The organism is Brevundimonas sp., assembly GCF_044239655.1.
Taxonomy (GTDB): domain Bacteria; phylum Pseudomonadota; class Alphaproteobacteria; order Caulobacterales; family Caulobacteraceae; genus Brevundimonas.
Genome location: NZ_JBIIAY010000023.1, coordinates 13,868 through 30,314 on the forward strand (window position 1 = coordinate 13,868; position 16,447 = coordinate 30,314).

19 protein-coding genes are annotated in these 16,447 nt (G+C 67.6%); 9 read left to right on the top strand and 10 right to left on the bottom strand.

From position 1 onward, the window contains the following. Position 1: 1 nt before the first annotated feature. The 4 genes from purF to ACILQR_RS04860 all read right to left on the bottom strand — a co-directional run bounded on the left by purF (position 2) and on the right by ACILQR_RS04860 (position 5,408). Positions 2 to 1,516, bottom strand: coding sequence for an amidophosphoribosyltransferase (purF, locus tag ACILQR_RS04845; RefSeq protein ID WP_395650354.1), 1,515 nt, complete (start codon positions 1,514 to 1,516; stop codon positions 2 to 4). Positions 1,517 to 1,547: 31 nt separating this feature from the next. Further along, the gene (locus ACILQR_RS04850) at positions 1,548 to 2,144 is read right to left on the bottom strand and encodes a CvpA family protein (RefSeq protein ID WP_271144513.1); all 597 of its coding nucleotides are present in this window, start codon (positions 2,142 to 2,144) and stop codon (positions 1,548 to 1,550) included. Between the two features lie 26 nt (positions 2,145 to 2,170). Then, a complete protein-coding gene (gene radA / locus ACILQR_RS04855; protein ID WP_395650355.1) occupies positions 2,171 to 3,535 on the bottom strand; it encodes a DNA repair protein RadA in 1,365 nt (454 codons plus the stop codon). 88 nt (positions 3,536 to 3,623) lie between these two features. After that, positions 3,624 to 5,408 (bottom strand): acyl-CoA dehydrogenase, encoded by a 1,785-nt coding sequence (locus ACILQR_RS04860; protein ID WP_395650356.1) that lies wholly within the window; start codon positions 5,406 to 5,408, stop codon positions 3,624 to 3,626. Positions 5,409 to 5,521: 113 nt separating this feature from the next. On the opposite strand from ACILQR_RS04860, the gene ACILQR_RS04865 reads away from it, so the two are divergent. The 3 genes from ACILQR_RS04865 to ACILQR_RS04875 are packed head-to-tail and all read left to right on the top strand — an operon-like array spanning position 5,522 to position 7,573. After that, entirely contained in the window at positions 5,522 to 6,073 is a 552-nt protein-coding gene (locus ACILQR_RS04865) for a cytochrome b (RefSeq protein ID WP_395650357.1), read from the top strand. Position 6,074: 1 nt separating this feature from the next. After that, on the top strand, positions 6,075 to 6,644 hold the full coding sequence (locus ACILQR_RS04870; RefSeq protein WP_395650358.1) for a YceI family protein: 570 nt from the start codon (positions 6,075 to 6,077) through the stop codon (positions 6,642 to 6,644). Further along, positions 6,641 to 7,573: an L-threonylcarbamoyladenylate synthase gene (locus tag ACILQR_RS04875; protein ID WP_395650359.1), complete on the top strand. Its 933-nt coding sequence runs from the start codon at positions 6,641 to 6,643 to the stop codon at positions 7,571 to 7,573. Before ACILQR_RS04870 ends, ACILQR_RS04875 begins: the two co-directional genes overlap by 4 nt. 447 nt (positions 7,574 to 8,020) lie before the next feature. On the opposite strand, the gene ACILQR_RS04880 is transcribed toward ACILQR_RS04875, so the two are convergent. From ACILQR_RS04880 to ACILQR_RS04900, 5 genes are all read right to left on the bottom strand, one after another. Next, the gene (locus ACILQR_RS04880) at positions 8,021 to 9,109 is read right to left on the bottom strand and encodes a patatin-like phospholipase family protein (RefSeq protein ID WP_395650360.1); all 1,089 of its coding nucleotides are present in this window, start codon (positions 9,107 to 9,109) and stop codon (positions 8,021 to 8,023) included. A gap of 68 nt (positions 9,110 to 9,177) precedes the next feature. After that, a complete protein-coding gene (locus ACILQR_RS04885; protein ID WP_395650361.1) occupies positions 9,178 to 9,465 on the bottom strand; it encodes a type II toxin-antitoxin system ParD family antitoxin in 288 nt (95 codons plus the stop codon). 69 nt (positions 9,466 to 9,534) lie between these two features. Then, on the bottom strand, positions 9,535 to 10,353 hold the full coding sequence (locus tag ACILQR_RS04890; RefSeq protein WP_395650370.1) for a 3-hydroxybutyrate dehydrogenase: 819 nt from the start codon (positions 10,351 to 10,353) through the stop codon (positions 9,535 to 9,537). Between the two features lie 124 nt (positions 10,354 to 10,477). Further along, positions 10,478 to 11,239, bottom strand: a complete 762-nt coding sequence (gene yaaA / locus ACILQR_RS04895; RefSeq protein ID WP_395650362.1) for a peroxide stress protein YaaA — start codon at positions 11,237 to 11,239, stop codon at positions 10,478 to 10,480. After that, on the bottom strand, positions 11,233 to 12,660 hold the full coding sequence (locus ACILQR_RS04900; protein ID WP_395650363.1) for an FAD-binding oxidoreductase: 1,428 nt from the start codon (positions 12,658 to 12,660) through the stop codon (positions 11,233 to 11,235). The genes yaaA and ACILQR_RS04900 overlap by 7 nt, the downstream gene beginning before the upstream one ends. 69 nt (positions 12,661 to 12,729) lie before the next feature. Between ACILQR_RS04900 and ACILQR_RS04905 the strand changes: the two genes are divergently transcribed. From ACILQR_RS04905 to ACILQR_RS04925, 5 genes are all read left to right on the top strand, one after another. After that, complete coding sequence (locus tag ACILQR_RS04905) at positions 12,730 to 13,155, top strand: NUDIX hydrolase (protein WP_395650364.1); 426 nt, start codon at positions 12,730 to 12,732, stop codon at positions 13,153 to 13,155. 149 nt (positions 13,156 to 13,304) lie between these two features. Further along, entirely contained in the window at positions 13,305 to 13,649 is a 345-nt protein-coding gene (locus ACILQR_RS04910) for a hypothetical protein (protein WP_395650365.1), read from the top strand. A gap of 135 nt (positions 13,650 to 13,784) precedes the next feature. Continuing rightward, positions 13,785 to 14,762: an SPFH domain-containing protein gene (locus tag ACILQR_RS04915; RefSeq protein ID WP_395650366.1), complete on the top strand. Its 978-nt coding sequence runs from the start codon at positions 13,785 to 13,787 to the stop codon at positions 14,760 to 14,762. 4 nt (positions 14,763 to 14,766) lie between these two features. After that, the gene (locus ACILQR_RS04920; protein WP_395650367.1) at positions 14,767 to 15,228 is read left to right on the top strand and encodes an NfeD family protein; all 462 of its coding nucleotides are present in this window, start codon (positions 14,767 to 14,769) and stop codon (positions 15,226 to 15,228) included. Further along, the gene (locus tag ACILQR_RS04925) at positions 15,225 to 15,746 is read left to right on the top strand and encodes a hypothetical protein (RefSeq protein ID WP_395650368.1); all 522 of its coding nucleotides are present in this window, start codon (positions 15,225 to 15,227) and stop codon (positions 15,744 to 15,746) included. Before ACILQR_RS04920 ends, ACILQR_RS04925 begins: the two co-directional genes overlap by 4 nt. Before the next feature lie 3 nt (positions 15,747 to 15,749). On the opposite strand, the gene rnhA is transcribed toward ACILQR_RS04925, so the two are convergent. Beyond that, positions 15,750 to 16,211 (bottom strand): ribonuclease HI, encoded by a 462-nt coding sequence (gene rnhA / locus ACILQR_RS04930; protein ID WP_395650369.1) that lies wholly within the window; start codon positions 16,209 to 16,211, stop codon positions 15,750 to 15,752. A 107-nt stretch (positions 16,212 to 16,318) separates the two neighbouring features. Between rnhA and tatA the strand changes: the two genes are divergently transcribed. Then, on the top strand, positions 16,319 to 16,447 hold a 129-nt coding region (gene tatA / locus ACILQR_RS04935), incomplete at its 3' end, for a twin-arginine translocase TatA/TatE family subunit (RefSeq protein WP_395650371.1).

The window sequence follows — 16,447 nt, forward strand, 5'->3', positions numbered from 1 at the left end:
CTTAAGCGCTGACCAGAAGGGAAAGTTGCCGATCCAGCATCTGGCGGCCACCTTCCTCGATCTCGCGGTCCACCAGACGGGTTGGATAGTCGCCGGTGAAATAGTGGTCGGTGAACTGGGGCAGGGCGTCGTTGCGCCCGGTCTCGCCCATGGCCTTGTAGAGACCGTCGACGGACAGGAAGCCGAGCGAGTCGACCTCGAGGAACTGGCGCATCTCTTCCAGCGTCTGGTTGGCGGCGATCAGCTGGTCGCGTTCCGGCATGTCGATGCCGTAGAAGTCGGGCCACAGGATCGGCGGGCTGGCGGAGCGCAGGTGGACCTCGGTGGCGCCGGCGTCGCGGACGGCGCGGACCAGTTTGACCGAGGTGGTACCCCGAACGATCGAATCGTCGATCAGGACGACCCGCTTGCCCTCCAGCACCGCACGGTTGGGGCTGTGCTTCATGGCCACGCCCTTCTGGCGGGCGCCCTGGCTGGGCTGGATGAAGGTGCGGCCCAGATAGTGGCTGCGAATGATGCCCATCTCGTAAGGAATGCCGCTTTCCTGGGCATAGCCGAGGGCGGCGGGAACGCCGGAGTCTGGGACGGGCACTACGACATCGGCGTCGATCGGGAACTCGCGGGCCAGGCCCTGACCCATGCGCTTGCGCACGCCATAGACCGAGCGGCCGTTCACGACGCTGTCCGGGCGCGAGAAATAGACATACTCGAACAGGCAGGGGCGGGCGGCGCGGGCCGGGAAGGGCTTCAGCGAGCGCAGGCCCTCGTGGTCGATCACGATGACCTCGCCGTGTTCGACGTCGCGCACGAAGGTCGCGCCGATGGTGTCGAGCGCGCAGGTCTCGGACGCCATGACCCAGGCGTCGCCGATCTTGCCCAGGACCAGCGGACGGATGCCGAGCGGATCGCGGGCGCCGATCATCTTGGTTCGCGTCTGGGCGACCAGGGCATAACCGCCTTCGATCCGGGCCAGGGCGTCGATGAAGCGATCGACGATCTTGGCTTTGCGGCTGCGCGCGATCAGGTGGAGGATGACCTCGGAGTCCGAGGTCGACTGGAAGATCGAGCCCTCGCCGACCAGCTGGTTCCGCAGATAGTGGAAATTGGTCAGGTTGCCGTTGTGGGCGATGGCGATGCCGCCCTGGTCCAGATCGGCGAACATCGGCTGGATGTTGCGCAGGAAACTGCCGCCGGCGGTGGAATAGCGGGTGTGGCCCACGGCCGCCGCGCCTGGCATCCGTTCCTTCAGGTCCGTGCCGCCGAAGGCCTCGCCGACATGGCCCATGTGGCGTTCGGTGTGGAAGCGGGTGTCGTTGACCGAGGCGATGCCGCAGGCTTCCTGGCCGCGATGCTGGAGGGCATGGAGGCCCAGGGCCACGATGGCTGAGGCTTCATCCGCCTCGGCTCCCCAGACGCCGCAGACGCCGCATTCCAGACGCGGATGATCGTCATCGGCGTCGCGGAAATGCTCCCGATGAACGACGGGGGCGGCGATGGAATGGTCAAGGCTGCTCATCGTGGGGGGCTCCGATGATAGCGGGGTGACATTACTGGGCAGGGGCGGCAGGCGAACTATTGCCTGTTTGGGGCGACTGCAAGGCTTCATCGTCGGAAAAGCCTCTGCGGACGGACGAATCGACAACCGGCGACAGGGCGTCGGCCCCGCGACCGATGCCCGGCAGGATGATCTGGATGGCACGGGCGGCGCCGGCGCTGACGGGGCGCAGCGTGGCCTCGGACAGCCAGCGCGGCGTGCGCTCGCCTGGCAGGGCCGCGACGATGACCAGATGGATGGCCCCGAGCAGGACCAATGACCGGCCCGCGCCGACGAAGACACCGAAGATGCGATCGACCCCGCCGAGTGTCGGATGAGCCTGGGCCCGCTTGGACAGGATCGATCCGAAGATGCGGATGCCGAAGTAGATGATCAGGAAGGCCGCGACGGCGGCGAAGATCGTGCCGGCCCAGTCGGGGTCGATCAGGGCCCGCCCGATCCGCGAGGTCAGCGGCAGGCTGACCAGGGCCAGAAACGCCGCCAGCACGAAGCTGAGCAGGGTGATGATCTCGCGCGTACCACCGCGCACCCAGCCGGCAGCGGCCGAGGCCAGGATGACCAGGATGGCGAAGGCGTCGAAGCCGGTCATTCGGTTCCCGTGGGGCGCATGGGTCCCTAATACCTGTTCTGGGAGATTCGTTCGACGGCTTCCGTTAATCGGTTGACGGATGTGACGGAAACGCCGCCGCCCTTGACTGTAAGGGGCGGCGCAAGAGCCTTGTCGAAGCCGAGCTTGGAGGCTTCGCGCAGGCGGGCCTCGGCGCGGCCGACCGCGCGGACCTCACCCGACAGGCTGATCTCGCCGAAGACGATGCAGCCCTGGGGCAAGGGTGTGTCGGTGACGGAAGATATCAGGGCGGCGGCGGCGGCGAGGTCGGCGGCGGGTTCGTTGATGCGCAGGCCGCCCGCAACGTTCAGATAGACGTCCTGCTGGCCGAAGCCGACGCCGCAGCGCGCCTCCAGTACCGCCATGACCATGGCGAGGCGTCCGGTGTCCCAGCCGATGACCGCACGACGCGGGGTGCCGTAGGCGGAGGGGGCGACCAGGGCCTGCATCTCCACCAAGACGGGGCGCGAGCCCTCGATCCCGGCGAAGACGGCGGCGCCGGGTGCCCGGTCCTTGCCTTCGCCCAGGAACAGGGCCGAGGGGTTGGCGACCTCGGTCAGGCCGGCGTCGCCCATCTCGAACACGCCGATTTCGTCGGTGGCGCCGAAGCGGTTCTTGCCGGCGCGCAGGATGCGGAACGGATAGCCGCGCTCGCCCTCGAAGGTCATGACGGCGTCGACCATATGCTCGACCACGCGAGGCCCGGCGACCTGGCCGTCCTTGGTGACGTGGCCGACCAGGACGACGGCCGGGCCGCCCGCCTTGGCCATGCGGACCAGTTCGCCGGCACAGGCGCGCACCTGGGTGACCGATCCGGGCCCGGCCTCATGGACGTCGGACCACAGGGTCTGGATCGAATCGACGATGACGATGTCGAACTTTTCGCGCTTCAGGGTGCCGAGGATGTCGCGCAGCGCCGTGGCGCTGGCCAGTTGGACCGGGGCCTTTTCCAGGCCCATGCGGCGGGCGCGGGCGCGGATCTGTTCGATCGCCTCCTCGCCCGAGATATAGGCGACGCGAACGCCGCGCAGGGCCGCACGACCGGCGACGTCCAGCAGCAGGGTCGACTTGCCGACGCCGGGATCCCCCGACAGCAGAAGCGCCGAGCCAGGGACGACGCCCCCTCCGCAAACCCGGTCGAACTCGGCGACGCCGGTGACGATGCGGGGGGGCTCAGGCGTGTCGGAATCCAGGGTCTCGAAGGTCAGGCCGCGGCTGCGCGAGGCGCTGACCGGCTTGATAGCGCCGGGCGGGGTGGTGCGGCTCTCCTCGACGATGGTGTTCCACTGGTTGCAGGCATTGCACTGACCCGACCACTTGCCGTGGACCGCCCCGCAGGACTGACAGACGTAGATCGCGGAATCCCTGGCCATGGTCAGGGCTTACAGGAGGTGGCCGGCGATGGGCAGGGGCTGGTGGAGGGGGTGCGTCCGAAAATGACGTAGCGGTCCCCGGCCGACGTCAGACCCCCAGCGCCACCCGGCTGAGCCGTTCCAGCAGGGGGCCGCCCTGGCCGACGGCGGCGAGGCGGCTGGAGACGTGGCCCAGGACGTTGGCGGCGTAGACTTCGTAGAGGACGATCTTGCCCTCGAGCCATTCCGCGTCGCCTTCTCCGGTGTCGAGTTGGGACTGCGCGGCCAGCGCGCCCTTGGCCAGCATCCAGCCGCCGATGACGTCACCGAGCAGTTTCAGATAGGCGTCGGCGGCGGCCAGGACGTCGGCACCGCGGGCGGGGTCGGCCTTGGCGTCGAGAAGCCACAGGGTGGCGTCCTCGACGGCCTCGATGGCGGTCTTGAACCGTTCGACAGGCTTGCCGGAGTAGAGCTTGCCGAGTGCCGTCAGGGTGGTCCGCATCTCGGAGATCACCGCCTTGGCCGAGGCCCCGCCGTCCTGCGACAGTTTGCGGCCGACCAGGTCCATGGCCTGGATGCCGTTGGTGCCTTCGTAGATCGGGGTGATGCGGGCGTCGCGATAGTACTGGGCCGCGCCGGTCTCCTCGATATAGCCCATGCCGCCGTGAATCTGGACGCCCATGGAGGCGACGTCGCAGCCCACGTCGGTGCCCCAGGCCTTGGCGATGGGGACCAGCAGGTCCTCGCGGCCCTTCCAGGCGCGGCGCTCGTCCTCGGTCGCCGCGTGTCTGGCCAGGTCGGCGGCGACGCCGGTGGCCAGGGCGATGCCCCGCGCGGCCTCGATCTTCGACTTCATGACGCCCAGCGCCCGACGGATATCGGGGTGGTCGATGATCGGGGCGTTGGCCTCTCCGGTCCAGATCGAACGGCCCTGGCGGCGGTCCAGCGCATAGGCCAGGGCATGCTGATAGGCGCCTTCGGCCACGCCCACGCCCTGCACCGCCACGGCGACGCGGGCGTTGTTCATCATGACGAACATATGGGCCAGGCCCTGGTTCGGCTGACCGACCAGTTCGGCGCGGGCGCCCTCATAGCTCATCACGCAGGTGGGCGAGGCGTGGATGCCCAGCTTGTGTTCGATGCCGACGGGGCGGAAGTCGTTGCGGCCGCCCAGGGTGCCGTCGTCCTTGACCTCGTACTTGGAGGCCAGGAACAGGCTGATGCCCTTGGGTCCGGCGGGTGCGTCGGGCAAACGGGCCAGGACCAGGTGGACGATATTGTCGGTGGCGTCGTGGTCGCCCCAGGTGATGAAGATCTTCTGGCCGTTCAGGGCATAGGTACCGTCGCCGTTCGGGGTGGCTGTGGCCGTCAGGGCGCCGAGGTCGGAGCCCGCGCCGGGCTCGGTCAGGACCATGGCCCCGGTCCATTCGCCGGACACCAGCCTGGTCAGATAGATGTCCTTCTGCGAGGGCGTGCCGTGCGCCTCCAGCGCTTCGATCGCCGCCAGAGACAGCATGGGGCACAGGGCGAAGGCCATGTTGGCGCCCTGGATCGTCTCATAGGCCGCCAGTTCCAGCGCCTTGGGCAGGGCCTGTCCGCCGGCCTCGGCCGACGCGGTCAGGCCGGTCCAGCCGCCCTCTGCGAACTGACGATAGGCGTCGCCGAAACCGGGAGCCGCCGTGACCGATCCGTTGGCGTATTTCGCGCCGTTCAGGTCCCCAGGACGGTTCAGCGGGGCCAGGACCTCTTCCGAGAAAGATCCGGCCGCCTCCAGAACCGCGTTCATCAGGTCGGTGTCATAGTCGGGAAAGGCCCCGGTGGCGGCGACCTGGTCGATGCCCGCGACGGCGGTGAGGCTGAACGCGAGGTCGCGGACGGGCGAGCGATACGGCATGGCGGTGATCCAGATTGATCCGCCTTTGTGACGGTTTGCCGTAGGGGCACGCAAGCATCTTGGCGAACGTCATCGGCTGGTTCAGTGTGCCGCCGAATCCGATGGGAGCCACGATGGCCGAGCCGAGAAACCGCTATTCCGCCGTGTCGCTGGCCTTCCACTGGGGGCTGGCGCTGATGATCTTGGCCCAGGTGCTGCTGATCACGGCGCACGAGGCCACCGAGGGGCCGATCTCGCGCGATTTCGTGCAGAGCCACAAGGCGCTGGGCCTGACCATCCTGGTCCTGACCCTGGCGCGGATCGGGTGGCGGATCGCCAACCCGGCCCTGCCTCTTCCGGCGGGGACGCCCAAATGGCAGGCGTTGGCGGCCAGGGCCACGCATGTGCTGTTCTATGTGCTGCTGATCGGCCTGCCGCTGGGCGGATGGGCGGCGTCGTCGGCGGGCGGTCGGGCGATCGAGTGGTTCGGCCTGTTCAACTGGCCGCTGCTGCCCCTGCCCCAGAGCCGGGAGCTGGCGGGAACCTTCATGGACATGCACGAGGCGGGGGTGAAGGTCCTGTACGTCCTGCTGGCCCTGCACGTGCTGGCGGCGCTCAAGCATCATTTCGTGGATCGCGACAACGTCCTGCACCGGATGATCCCGCTGATCCCGCGCCGGCCCTGAGATGAGGTGGTTCGCGGCCTTGATGGGTGCCGGGCTCCTGGCGATCGCCATGGCCGGGCCTGCGGGAGCTGTGGGGGATCGCTGGGCCGTCATCGGCGAAAGCTCGGCCATCACCATGTCGGTGCGGGCCCTGGGCGTGACCCAGACCGGGCGGTTCGGGCGCTGGACCGGCGACATCCGCTTTGATCCCGACGCGCCCGAGGACGCCGAGGTGGCGATCACGGTGCGGGCGGCCAGCCTGACCATGCGACAGGCGGCGGTGACCGAGCGCGCCGTCGGGCCCGGGTTCCTGGACGCCGAACGCTATCCCACGATCCGGTTCCAGTTGCGCGAGTTGGAACCGACCGCGCCGGGGCGATACACGGCGCGGGCCGATGTGACGGTGCGTGACCGGACCCGTCCGGTGACCTTTCCCGTGACCCTGTCCGTCGACGGCGGCGTGGCGCGGATGCGGGGCGGGTTCGTGCTGGACCGCGCCGACTACGGCATAGGGACGCAAGGGGCCATGAACGCCCTGGTGGCGCGTCAGGTCCGCGTCGATGTAGCCCTGGCCACGCGCCGGGCGTCGTGACCGGGGCAGACACCCTCCAGGCGGCGCAGGCGCTGCGGGACGGGCGGCTGGTGCTGCTGCCGACCGAGACGGTCTATGGATTGGCGGCCGATGCGGCCAATGCGGAGGCGGTTGCGGCCATCTTCGAGGCCAAGGGAAGACCGCGCTTCAACCCCCTGATCGCGCATGCGGAAGATGCGGCGGCGGCGGAAGGTGTCGCCGTGTTCGACGCGGCGGCGCGGCGGCTGGCCGAGGCCTTCTGGCCCGGCCCGCTGACCATCGTAGCCCCGGTTCGAGCCGGGGGGCGGGTCTGCGATCTGGCGCGCGCGGGGCTGGACAGCGTGGCGGTGCGAGTGCCCGGCCATGCGAAGGCGAGGGCAGTGATCGCGGCCTTCGGCGGGGCAGTGGTCGCGCCGTCCGCCAACCGATCTGGCCGGCCCAGCCCGACGACCTTCGCCGATGCGGTCGAGGAGACGGGCTTCGCGGTCGCGGCGGCCGTCGACGGCGGGCCCTGCGCGGTGGGTGTCGAGAGCACGGTCGTCTCGGTTCTTGAGGGGCGGGTGGCGTTGCTGCGGCCCGGCGCCGTGACGCGCGACGAGATCGAGGCCCTGGTCGGGCCGCTGGCTGGAGCGCTGGACGGCGGCGGGGAGGGGCATCGATCGCCCGGCCGGCTGACGACCCACTATGCCCCGGACGCGCCGGTGCGGATCGAGGCGGAGACAGCGCGGGACGGCGAAATCCTGCTTGGTTTCGGGCCGGGAGTGGGGGAGGCGCGCTGGAGCCTGAGCGTGTCGGGCGACTCGCGCGAGGCGGCGGCGAACCTGTTCCGGCTGCTGCGCGAGGCGGACCGGGAACGACCGGTGGGGATCGCGGTGGCGTCGGTTCCGATGGCGGGTCTGGGAGAGGCGATCAACGATCGTCTGAGGCGGGCGGCGGGGTTTGTGGGGTAGATGGCGGAATCGGTCAGTAAGCACGCAGCAGTTTTGGCGGCGATCATAGTTTTTGGAGGCTTGATTCTCGCGCTCGCTTTGCCTGCCCCATCGAAGGGAGAAAAAGGTCCGGTTGGGGCAGATTGCAAACTGATGGCGCAAGCCGTCGCAGAACTACACCCCGATACCCGATACCTTATGACCGGTGATCTCGTATGCGATTGGCAAGCGCTTGGCCTGCCCCGAGCTACGCGCCCGCCCACTTTAACAAGCTGGGATGATTTCTACGGCGGTACCGTAGTTGAGCGGCCTACCTATGCCTTGGCCGGACGTCGCGCCTCTGTCGATGTCGGCGTTCAACTGGCTCCCCTCGCAGGCGAAGGCCAGCTCTGCAGTTACTGGCTGTTATTCGGACAGTGGCATCGCACAAAGTGCGAGGCGTCCTGGATTAGTTAAGGTCCTGAGCTTCTACCCAAACCGCGCCTGCAGATCGACGCTCGACCGCACGCCCACGTCGGCGAAACAGCTCCCCAGCCACTCGTCCGCCGCCGCTCGACCGCGCGTCTTCAGGTCGTTCAGGAAGGTCCATTCGGTGTTGAATTTGGAGCCCAGTGACAGGTCGCCGAGCCAGCCGTCGGCCTCGATGGCGTGCATCAGGATGTGGCGATAGCGGTCGAGGGCGGACGGCGTCAGCCGGCCTTCCTCGATCAGCTCCTGGACGAAGGCGACGGCGCGCAGTTCGGCGACCAGGGGGGCGTTGAAGACGACCTCGTTCAGCCGGTCCATGATGTCGCCGGGCGCCTTGGGCGTGTCGGCGCGCTCGAAGGCGTTCAGGGTGATCAGCAGGACGTCGTCGGGCGTGTCCTCGTAGAACAGCGGCCACAGCGGCGGATTGGCGAGATAGCCGCCGTCCCAGTAGGGTTCGCCCTCGATCTCCACCGCCTGAAACAGTTGCGGCAGACAGGCCGAGGCTAGCAGGACCTGATCGGTGATCTCGGCATTGGTGAAGACCCGTGATTTGGCGTGGCGGACGGCGGTGGCGGCGACGTGCAGCTTCACGTCGGAGGCCTGCACCGCCTCGAAATCGATCGTCGCGTTCAGAACCCGCTTCAGAGGATTGAGGTTCAGGGGATTGAATTCATAGGGCGACATCGACATGGCCAGGGTCTCCGACGCCCGCCACAGGGTCGTGTCCTTGAGCCAGCCGGGTGTCAGGGCGTTGGACCAGATCGAGGTGTCGCCGAACACGTTCTTGCCGCCCGACTGGTTCGTCTCGCGCCACAGCTTGTCGAGCGTGGCGCGGGCCCCGTCATGCCCGCCGGTCGCCAGGCCCGAAACCAGAGCCGCCCCGTTCATCGCCCCGGCCGAGGCCGCCGTCACCGCGCGGATATCGAGCCGTCCGTCCTCCAGCAACCGATCCAGCACCCCCCACTGAAACGCCCCGTGCGCCCCGCCGCCCTGAAGCGCCAGGCAGACCTTGCGCCGGCCGTCATCGGGGGCCTCGGTGTCGGGCTTGGCCGACTTCGCCGCCGGAGCCTTGCGTTTGAAAAGCGCCATGGGCCGGCCTCAGCTCAGATGTCGGGGAAAATCCATCGAAGCGTGCAACAGACGCATATCGAAGATCCTCAAGCCACGCGCGCTTTCACACGTTCCATGATCCCGTCGAAATGGGCCTTGGTGTCATGGACCCTGATCCCCTCACCCCGGTCGAGGCTGTCGATGGCTTGCTGGAGCTTGGCGTTCAGCCGTGCCAGCTTGACCTCGTCACTCTCCTCATCGGCAACCGTGTGTTCGCGCAACATGTCCAAGGCATCAGCGATCACCGAGTCGCGGTCGGGGTAGGCCCCCGAGCGCACCTGTTCGTCTACGAAGGCGTCGAGCGTCGGCGGAAGCTGGAGCACGGGCTGGGCCATGGCAAACCCTTATCATGCCACGACCCCGGATGCATCAGCCACGGCTCAGGGGGCCGTGTGGCGGGTCGGCTATCGGGCGGTCCAGCCGCCGTCGATGGGCATGCTGATCCCGGTGGTGGAGGCCCCCAGATCGCTGACCAGATAGAGGAAGGCTCCGGTCAGTTCGTCGGTGTTGACGAACCGCTTGGTCGGCTGGGATTCCAGGATGACTTCGGAAAGGACCTTTTCCTTGGAGGTACCGCGCGTGCGGGCCAGGTCGGCGACCTGGGCGGCGACCAGAGGCGTCTCGACGAAGCCGGGGCAGATGGCGTTGCAGGTGATGTTGTCCTGGGCCAGTTCCAGAGCGACGGTTTTGGTGAAGCCGACGACGCCGTGCTTGGCCGCGACATAGGCCGACTTGAACGGGCTGGCGACCAGACCGTGGACCGAGGCGATGTTGACGATCCGGCCGCGCCCTTGCGCCTTCATGATCGGAATGGCGGCGCGGGTCGCATAGAAGGTCGAAGACAGATTGATCGCGATGATCTTTTCCCACTGGTCCGAGGGGAATTTCTCGACCGCCTCGACGTGCTGGATGCCGGCGTTGTTGACCAGGATGTCGAGCCGGCCCAGCTGGTGCTTGGCATAGGCGACCATGTCGGCGACCTCGTCGCCCTTGAGCATATTGGCGGCGTGATAGCGGACGCGGACGCCACAGGAGGCCTCGAGCTCGGCGCGGGTGCGTTCGATCTCGGAAGGGTCGCCGAGGCCGTTCAGGACGACGTCGCAGCCCCGCGCTGCAACCGCGCGGGCCAGGGCCAGGCCGATGCCCGAGGTCGAGCCGGAGATGACAGCCACCTGGCCGGACAGGTCGTTGGGGTCCTTGAAGACCGGACGCTGGTTGTCCATCGCGTCTTTCTTTGTGCGTTGAAACATGAAGGCGTTTCCCTGGTCGTGTCTCGGGTCGTTTCTGATTTGGCACCAAGCCTAGCGGCTTGGCCGAAGGAAGGCGACAGGCGGGATCAGATATTCTCTACCTGATGAATATCCAGTCGGTGTCGGTCGAGGCGGCCTTGTCGAACCGATAGCCGTCGCGATCGAAGGACTTCAGCGCCTCGGGGTCGTCGATCCGTTCGTCGATGGCGAACCGGGCCATCGTGCCGCGCGCCTTCTTGGCGTAGAAGGAGATGATCCGGCTTTCGCCGTCCTTCTGCTCGCGGAAATGGGGTGTCACCACCGGGACCCTGAGCGCCTTGGCATCGATTGCGCCGAAGTATTCCTGGCTGGCCAGGTTGACCACGACCGGGTGGGCATGGCCGTCGAGGTCTGCGTTCAGCTGTTTCGAAATCCGGTCGCCCCAGAAGTCGTACAGGCTCTGGCCCCGCCGCGTGCGCAGTCGTACGCCCATCTCCAGCCGGTAGGGCTGGATGCGGTCCAGGGGTCGCAGCAGGCCGTAGAAGCCGGACAGGATACGCAGATGGTCCTGGGCGAAGGCCAGTCCGCGCGTGTCGAGCGAACGCGCCTCCAGCCCCTGATAGACGTCACCGGCGAAGGCGAAGGCGGCCTGGACGCCGATGTCGAGCGCCTCGGCGTCGAAGGCCTTGAACCGTTCCTGGTTGAGCCGGGCCAGATCCTCGGAAATCCCCATCAGCCGGCGAAGATCGGCCTTGGTCTGACGCCGCGCCGTCACGGCCAGCGACGCCGTGTCCTCGACGAACCGGCGGGTCGTCGCGGGCAGGGCGGGGTCGGGCTCGGAAAAGTCGAGCCGCTTGGCCGGGGACAGGACGATCAGCATGACGGCCGTTCGGGGCTGAACAGGACGGCCGGGTTCATGATGCCCTTCGGATCGATCGCACCGCGGATGGCGGCCATGGTGGCGACTTCCAGCGGCGACTTGTAGCGGCGGACCTCGTCGGTCTTGAGCCGGCCCAGGCCGTGCTCGGCCGAGATGGACCCGTCGTAGCGGGCCACGATGTCGTGGACGACGCGGGAGCCTTCCTTCCAGCGCGCGATGAAGGCGGGCACATCCTCTCCGACGCCCGGCAGGATGTCGTAGTGCAGGTTACCGTCGCCGATATGGCCGAAGACCGAGACCCGGGCACCGGGATGGAACCGCTCCACCGCCGCCGTGGCCTCGTCGATGAAGTCGGCGATGCGCGAGATGGGCACCGAGACGTCGTGCTTCCAGCCGCCGCCCTCGGGCTTTAGCGCGGCCGAATGCTCTTCGCGAAGACGCCAGAAGGCGGCACGCTGGGCGTCGTTCTGGGCGATGGCGGCGTCGGTGATCAGGCCTTCCTCGAAGGCGACCTCCAGCAGGCTTTCCATCTGCGCCTCGGCACCGCCCGGCGTGCCCGAGGCGATCTCGATCAGCACCGACCAGGCGGGGACGGGATCCAGCGGCCAGCGGCTGTCGGGGATGTTCTTGACGACCAGTTCGGCACCCAGCCGCTTCATCAGCTCGAAGGCCTCGACCCCGCCGCCGGTCTCCTGCTTGGCGCGGGCCAGGAGCTCGATCGAGGCCCCGGCCGTCTCCAGCGCGACCATGGCCACGGCGCGCGACCGCATGATGGGGAACAGCTTCAGCGTCGCGGCGGTGACGACGCCCAGTGTGCCCTCGGCCCCGATCAGAAGTTGCTTCAGGTCATAGCCGGTGTTGTCCTTGCGCAGCCGCTTCAGGCCGTTGAAGACCTCACCGTTCGGCATGACGGCCTCGATCCCCAGGACGAGGTCTCGCATCATGCCGTAGCGCAGCACCTGGGTTCCGCCGGCATTGGTGGAGATCACCCCGCCGATCGTCGCCGACCCTTCAGCCGCCAGACTCAGTGGAAAGAACCGGCCTGCGTCGCGCGCGTGGTGCTGGGCCTCCAGCAGGGTGATCCCGGCCTCCAGCGTCATGGCGTCGTCCAGCGGGGTCACGTCGCGCACGGCGCGCAAACGCCGCGTGGACAGCAGCACCTCGCCATAGGGAATCTGACCGCCCACGAGACCGCTGTTGCCGCCCTGCGGGATGATCGCCACGCCGTGCGCGGCACAGACGGCCACCGCGCGCTGGACCTGCTCGGTCGTGCCGGGCGTCAGCAGGATCGGGGTCTCGCCCGTCCAGCGATTGCGCCATTCCGTCAGATAGGGGGCCAGGGTGAACGGGTCCTGGCTCCAGCCGGACGGGCCGAGCGCAGCCTTCAGGTCGTCGAGCACGGCGGGGGAGGGCGGGGTCATGGCCGCCTTCTGTCAAAATCAGTCGCGGGACGAAAGCGGAAAGCTATGGTGGGCCATGGAAAGCGCGCGATGACCTCGATTCCCCCGACCGGTCCGGTCCCCGCCGTCGGTATCGTCTGTCTGAGGGGCGACGAGGTTCTGCTGATCCGGCGGGGGCGACCACCGCGCGAGGGGGAATGGAGCCTGCCCGGCGGTCGGATCGAGCGGGGGGAGCGGTTGCATGCGGCGGCGCTGCGCGAACTGCACGAGGAGACCGGCGTCTCGGCGCGGATTCTCGGGCTGGTCGACGTCGTGGACGGGCTGTTTCCCGGCTTTCACTATGTGCTGATCGACTATGTCGCGGTCTGGATCTCGGGTGAGCCGATTGCGGGAGACGACGCGGCCGAGGCCCGGTTCTTTGCGATCGATGCGGCTCTTGGGCTTCTAGCGTGGGATGAGACCCGGCGGATCGTCGCCGAGGCGGTACGGATTCGCGATCAGGACGTCACCGCCTGACCGTACGCCGGCTGTCGGAACGCCGCTCGACGGACCTGAAATTCCGGCGTGACAGCCGACATCGTCTATGTAACATCCGCGCCCAACGGGTCGATACTGTGTCGGCTCGGGGGGGCTTACTCGGCGTTTCGCCGAAATGGGGGACTATAATGATCAAGACCACTCTGGCGGCTGTCGCCGCCCTGATGCTCGCCGGTGCGCCTGTCGTCGCCTCGGCCCAGGTGACCGAGCCGGTGACCTTCACCCTGCACAACGAGACCGAGCACGATCTGATCTCGCTCTACATCTCGGTCGTCTCGACCAATGAATGGGAAGAGGACATCTTCGGCGACGGCATCTTGGAGGCCGGCGACAGCGTCGAGGTCACCATCGATGACGACCTGGAAGACTGCGAATACGACCTGAAGGCCGAGTTCTCGGACGGTACGGAAGTGATCGTCGGTTCGGAAGACTTCTGCGAGCTGGACGGCGGCGACATCACCGTCAGCGACTAAGCTTCGCGACGGGTCAGACGTCGAGGGCGGCTTCCGAAAGGGAGCCGCCCTTTTCGTTTGTGACGACGGTCCGGATTCGATGGCGCAGCGGGCGCGGCGGGCGTAATCTGGATCAAACAGCCGAAGGATTGCCGCATGAGCCTCGTCTTCGTCCTCGCCCTGGTCATACTGGCCTTCATTCTGCTGTTCAGCGTGGTGAAGATCGTGCCTCAGGGCCGTGAGTTCACGGTCGAACGGTTCGGGAAGTACACCAAGACCCTCAAGCCCGGGATCAGCGTCCTGACGCCCTTCGTTGAGCGGATCGGGCGGCGCATGAACATGATGGAGCAGGTCCTGGACGTGCCCCAGCAGGAGGTGATCACCAAGGACAACGCCATGGTGAAGGTCGACGCCATCGTCTTCATCCAGGTGATGGATGCCTCGGCCGCCGCTTATCGCGTCGAGAACCTGCCCTATGCGATCACCCAGCTGTGCTCGACCAACCTGCGGACCGTGGTCGGCTCGATGGACCTGGATGAGGTGCTGTTCCAGCGCGACAACATCAACTCGCGCCTGTTGACCGTCATCGACGCGGCGACCGAGCCGTGGGGCGTCAAGGTCAACCGGATTGAGATCAAGGACCTGACCCCGCCGGTGGACATCACCAACGCCATGGCGCGCCAGATGAAGGCCGAGCGCGAGCGCCGCGCCGTCATCACCGAGGCCGAGGGCGAGAAGCAGGCCGCCATCGCGCGCGCCGAGGGCGCCAAACAGTCGGCCATCCTGCAATCCGAGGGCCGCAAGGAAGCCGCCTTCCGCGACGCCGAAGCCCGCGAACGCGAGGCCGAGGCTGAGGCCAAGGCCACCGCCATGGTTTCGGAGGCGATCGCCCGTGGCGACGTCAACGCCATCAACTACTTCGTCGCCCAGAAATATGTCGAGGCCTTCGCCGAACTGGCCCGCAACCCCACCGCCAAGACCGTCATCGTTCCGGCCGAGATGAGCGGCCTGGTCGGGACCATCGCCGGCATCGGTGAACTGGTTGGCCTGGCCCGCGATCAGCAGCGGACGCCGTCCGCACCGCCGCCCGCACCGCGCGCACCCCGCGGCGGTGCCGTGCCTCCGACCGCGTGACGCCATGGACACCCTGATCGACCTCTATTCGGCCCAGCCCTTCTGGCTCTGGCTCGCCATCGGTGCCCTGTTGCTGGCGGTCGAGGCGGCGGCCTCGACCGAATGGCTGCTTTGGCCGGCGGTTTCGGCCGGGATCGTGGCGGTGGTCACCGCCCTGGGCCTGTCGCTGGGTCTGGCCGGGGAGGTGGGGCTGTTCGCGGCCCTGACCGTGGCCTCGACCCTACTGTCGCGCCGGCTGGTCCAGCGCGTCAATCCCGACGACCAGCCCGACATCAACGATCGCGACCGCCGCCTGATCGGACAGAAGGCGACCGTGGTCGAGCCGTTCGTCGACGGCCGGGGACGGGTCTTCGTGTCGGGTGCCGAATGGTCTGCGGAGCTGGATGGAGACACGCCGGCCATCGCTGAGTCCGTTGTGGTGACGGCGGTGGGAAGTGGCAGGCTGACGGTCAAGGCCTCGACATGATCCTGACCTGGCTGGCCGTCGCGACCTTGATGACGGCCTTTCCAGGCGCTTCCGCCCAATCCGGCCCGGCCGAAACGGCCGCGCCGTCCGCTGCCGACCAGGCGCTTGCGGCCTTCGACCCGCTGATCGGCAAGACCTGGCGTGGGGCATCACTGAATGCCGCCGATGCCATAGACGAGGTCCGCTTCGAGCGCATCCTGAACAGGCGCGCGATCCGCAGCACCCATTCGGTCAATGGCGGCGTCTATGCGGGCGAGACCCTGATCACCTGGGACCCTGCTCAGGACAGACTGGTCAGCTTCTATGCGACCAACGGCGGCTTCTACACGACCGGCACGATCGTGGTGCGAGGGCCCGGCACCTTCGAGTTCGATCAGGTCGTGCACGGCCTGCCCGACCTGCCGGGCGTGCGCGCCACGACGACGTTCGAGAACGGCGTCTACAGCATTCGCAGCCGCCATCTGATCAAGGGCGAATGGGTCGATACGAGCGGCTTCGACTATCGCGCGGTCGAGTAGGGGTCAGCCCGCTCGTGCGGCCCGCATCTCGGCGATGCCGCGATTGGCTAACTGGTCGGCGCGTTCGTTCAGTTCGTGACCGGCGTGGCCCTTGACCCAGTGCCACTTGACCTCATGCCGGGTGCGGGCGGCGTCGAGGCGCTTCCACAGGTCGTCATTCTTGACCGGGGACTTGTCCGCCGTGCGCCAGCCCCGCGCCTTCCAGCCGTGGATCCATTTGGTGATCCCGTCCATGACGTATTTGCTGTCGGTGTGCAGGTCGATCCGGCACGGCCGCGTCAGCGCCTCCAGCGCCATGATGGCGGCGGTCAGTTCCATGCGGTTGTTGGTCGTCAGGGGCTCGCCCCCCGACATTTCCTTGGTCTTGCCCGCCGCTTGCAGGATCGCGCCCCAGCCGCCGGGACCCGGGTTGCCCTTGCAGGCACCGTCGGTGTGGATGATGACGTGAGAAGACGGTGTGTTCATTTGGCCTGTGACTACAGCGTCGATTGCCGCACCGCCACGCCTTGGCCTATATGGCGCGTATGATTTGCAGCGGGCCGAGGTCGGGCCGCTTTTTCGGAGACGTGTTCGTGGGCAGCTTCAGCATCTGGCATTGGGCCATCGTCGCCGTCATCGTGCTGCTGCTGTTCGGCGGCCGCGGCAAGCTGTCGGGCCTGATGGGCGACGCGGCCAAGGGCATCAAGGCGTTCCGCGAGGGT

Excerpts from the sequence above, each read along its gene's own strand:
- purF (WP_395650354.1), bottom strand. The coding sequence starts at position 1,516 with ATGAGCAGCCTTGACCATTCCATCGCCGCCCCCGTCGTTCATCGGGAG.
- ACILQR_RS04850 (WP_271144513.1), bottom strand. The coding sequence starts at position 2,144 with ATGACCGGCTTCGACGCCTTCGCCATCCTGGTCATCCTGGCCTCGGCC.
- radA (WP_395650355.1), bottom strand. The coding sequence starts at position 3,535 with ATGGCCAGGGATTCCGCGATCTACGTCTGTCAGTCCTGCGGGGCGGTC.
- ACILQR_RS04860 (WP_395650356.1), bottom strand. The coding sequence starts at position 5,408 with ATGCCGTATCGCTCGCCCGTCCGCGACCTCGCGTTCAGCCTCACCGCC.
- ACILQR_RS04865 (WP_395650357.1), top strand. The coding sequence starts at position 5,522 with ATGGCCGAGCCGAGAAACCGCTATTCCGCCGTGTCGCTGGCCTTCCAC.
- ACILQR_RS04870 (WP_395650358.1), top strand. The coding sequence starts at position 6,075 with ATGAGGTGGTTCGCGGCCTTGATGGGTGCCGGGCTCCTGGCGATCGCC.
- ACILQR_RS04880 (WP_395650360.1), bottom strand. The coding sequence starts at position 9,109 with ATGGCGCTTTTCAAACGCAAGGCTCCGGCGGCGAAGTCGGCCAAGCCC.
- ACILQR_RS04885 (WP_395650361.1), bottom strand. The coding sequence starts at position 9,465 with ATGGCCCAGCCCGTGCTCCAGCTTCCGCCGACGCTCGACGCCTTCGTA.
- ACILQR_RS04890 (WP_395650370.1), bottom strand. The coding sequence starts at position 10,353 with ATGGACAACCAGCGTCCGGTCTTCAAGGACCCCAACGACCTGTCCGGC.
- yaaA (WP_395650362.1), bottom strand. The coding sequence starts at position 11,239 with ATGCTGATCGTCCTGTCCCCGGCCAAGCGGCTCGACTTTTCCGAGCCC.
- ACILQR_RS04900 (WP_395650363.1), bottom strand. The coding sequence starts at position 12,660 with ATGACCCCGCCCTCCCCCGCCGTGCTCGACGACCTGAAGGCTGCGCTC.
- ACILQR_RS04905 (WP_395650364.1), top strand. The coding sequence starts at position 12,730 with ATGACCTCGATTCCCCCGACCGGTCCGGTCCCCGCCGTCGGTATCGTC.
- ACILQR_RS04910 (WP_395650365.1), top strand. The coding sequence starts at position 13,305 with ATGATCAAGACCACTCTGGCGGCTGTCGCCGCCCTGATGCTCGCCGGT.
- ACILQR_RS04915 (WP_395650366.1), top strand. The coding sequence starts at position 13,785 with ATGAGCCTCGTCTTCGTCCTCGCCCTGGTCATACTGGCCTTCATTCTG.
- ACILQR_RS04920 (WP_395650367.1), top strand. The coding sequence starts at position 14,767 with ATGGACACCCTGATCGACCTCTATTCGGCCCAGCCCTTCTGGCTCTGG.
- ACILQR_RS04925 (WP_395650368.1), top strand. The coding sequence starts at position 15,225 with ATGATCCTGACCTGGCTGGCCGTCGCGACCTTGATGACGGCCTTTCCA.
- rnhA (WP_395650369.1), bottom strand. The coding sequence starts at position 16,211 with ATGAACACACCGTCTTCTCACGTCATCATCCACACCGACGGTGCCTGC.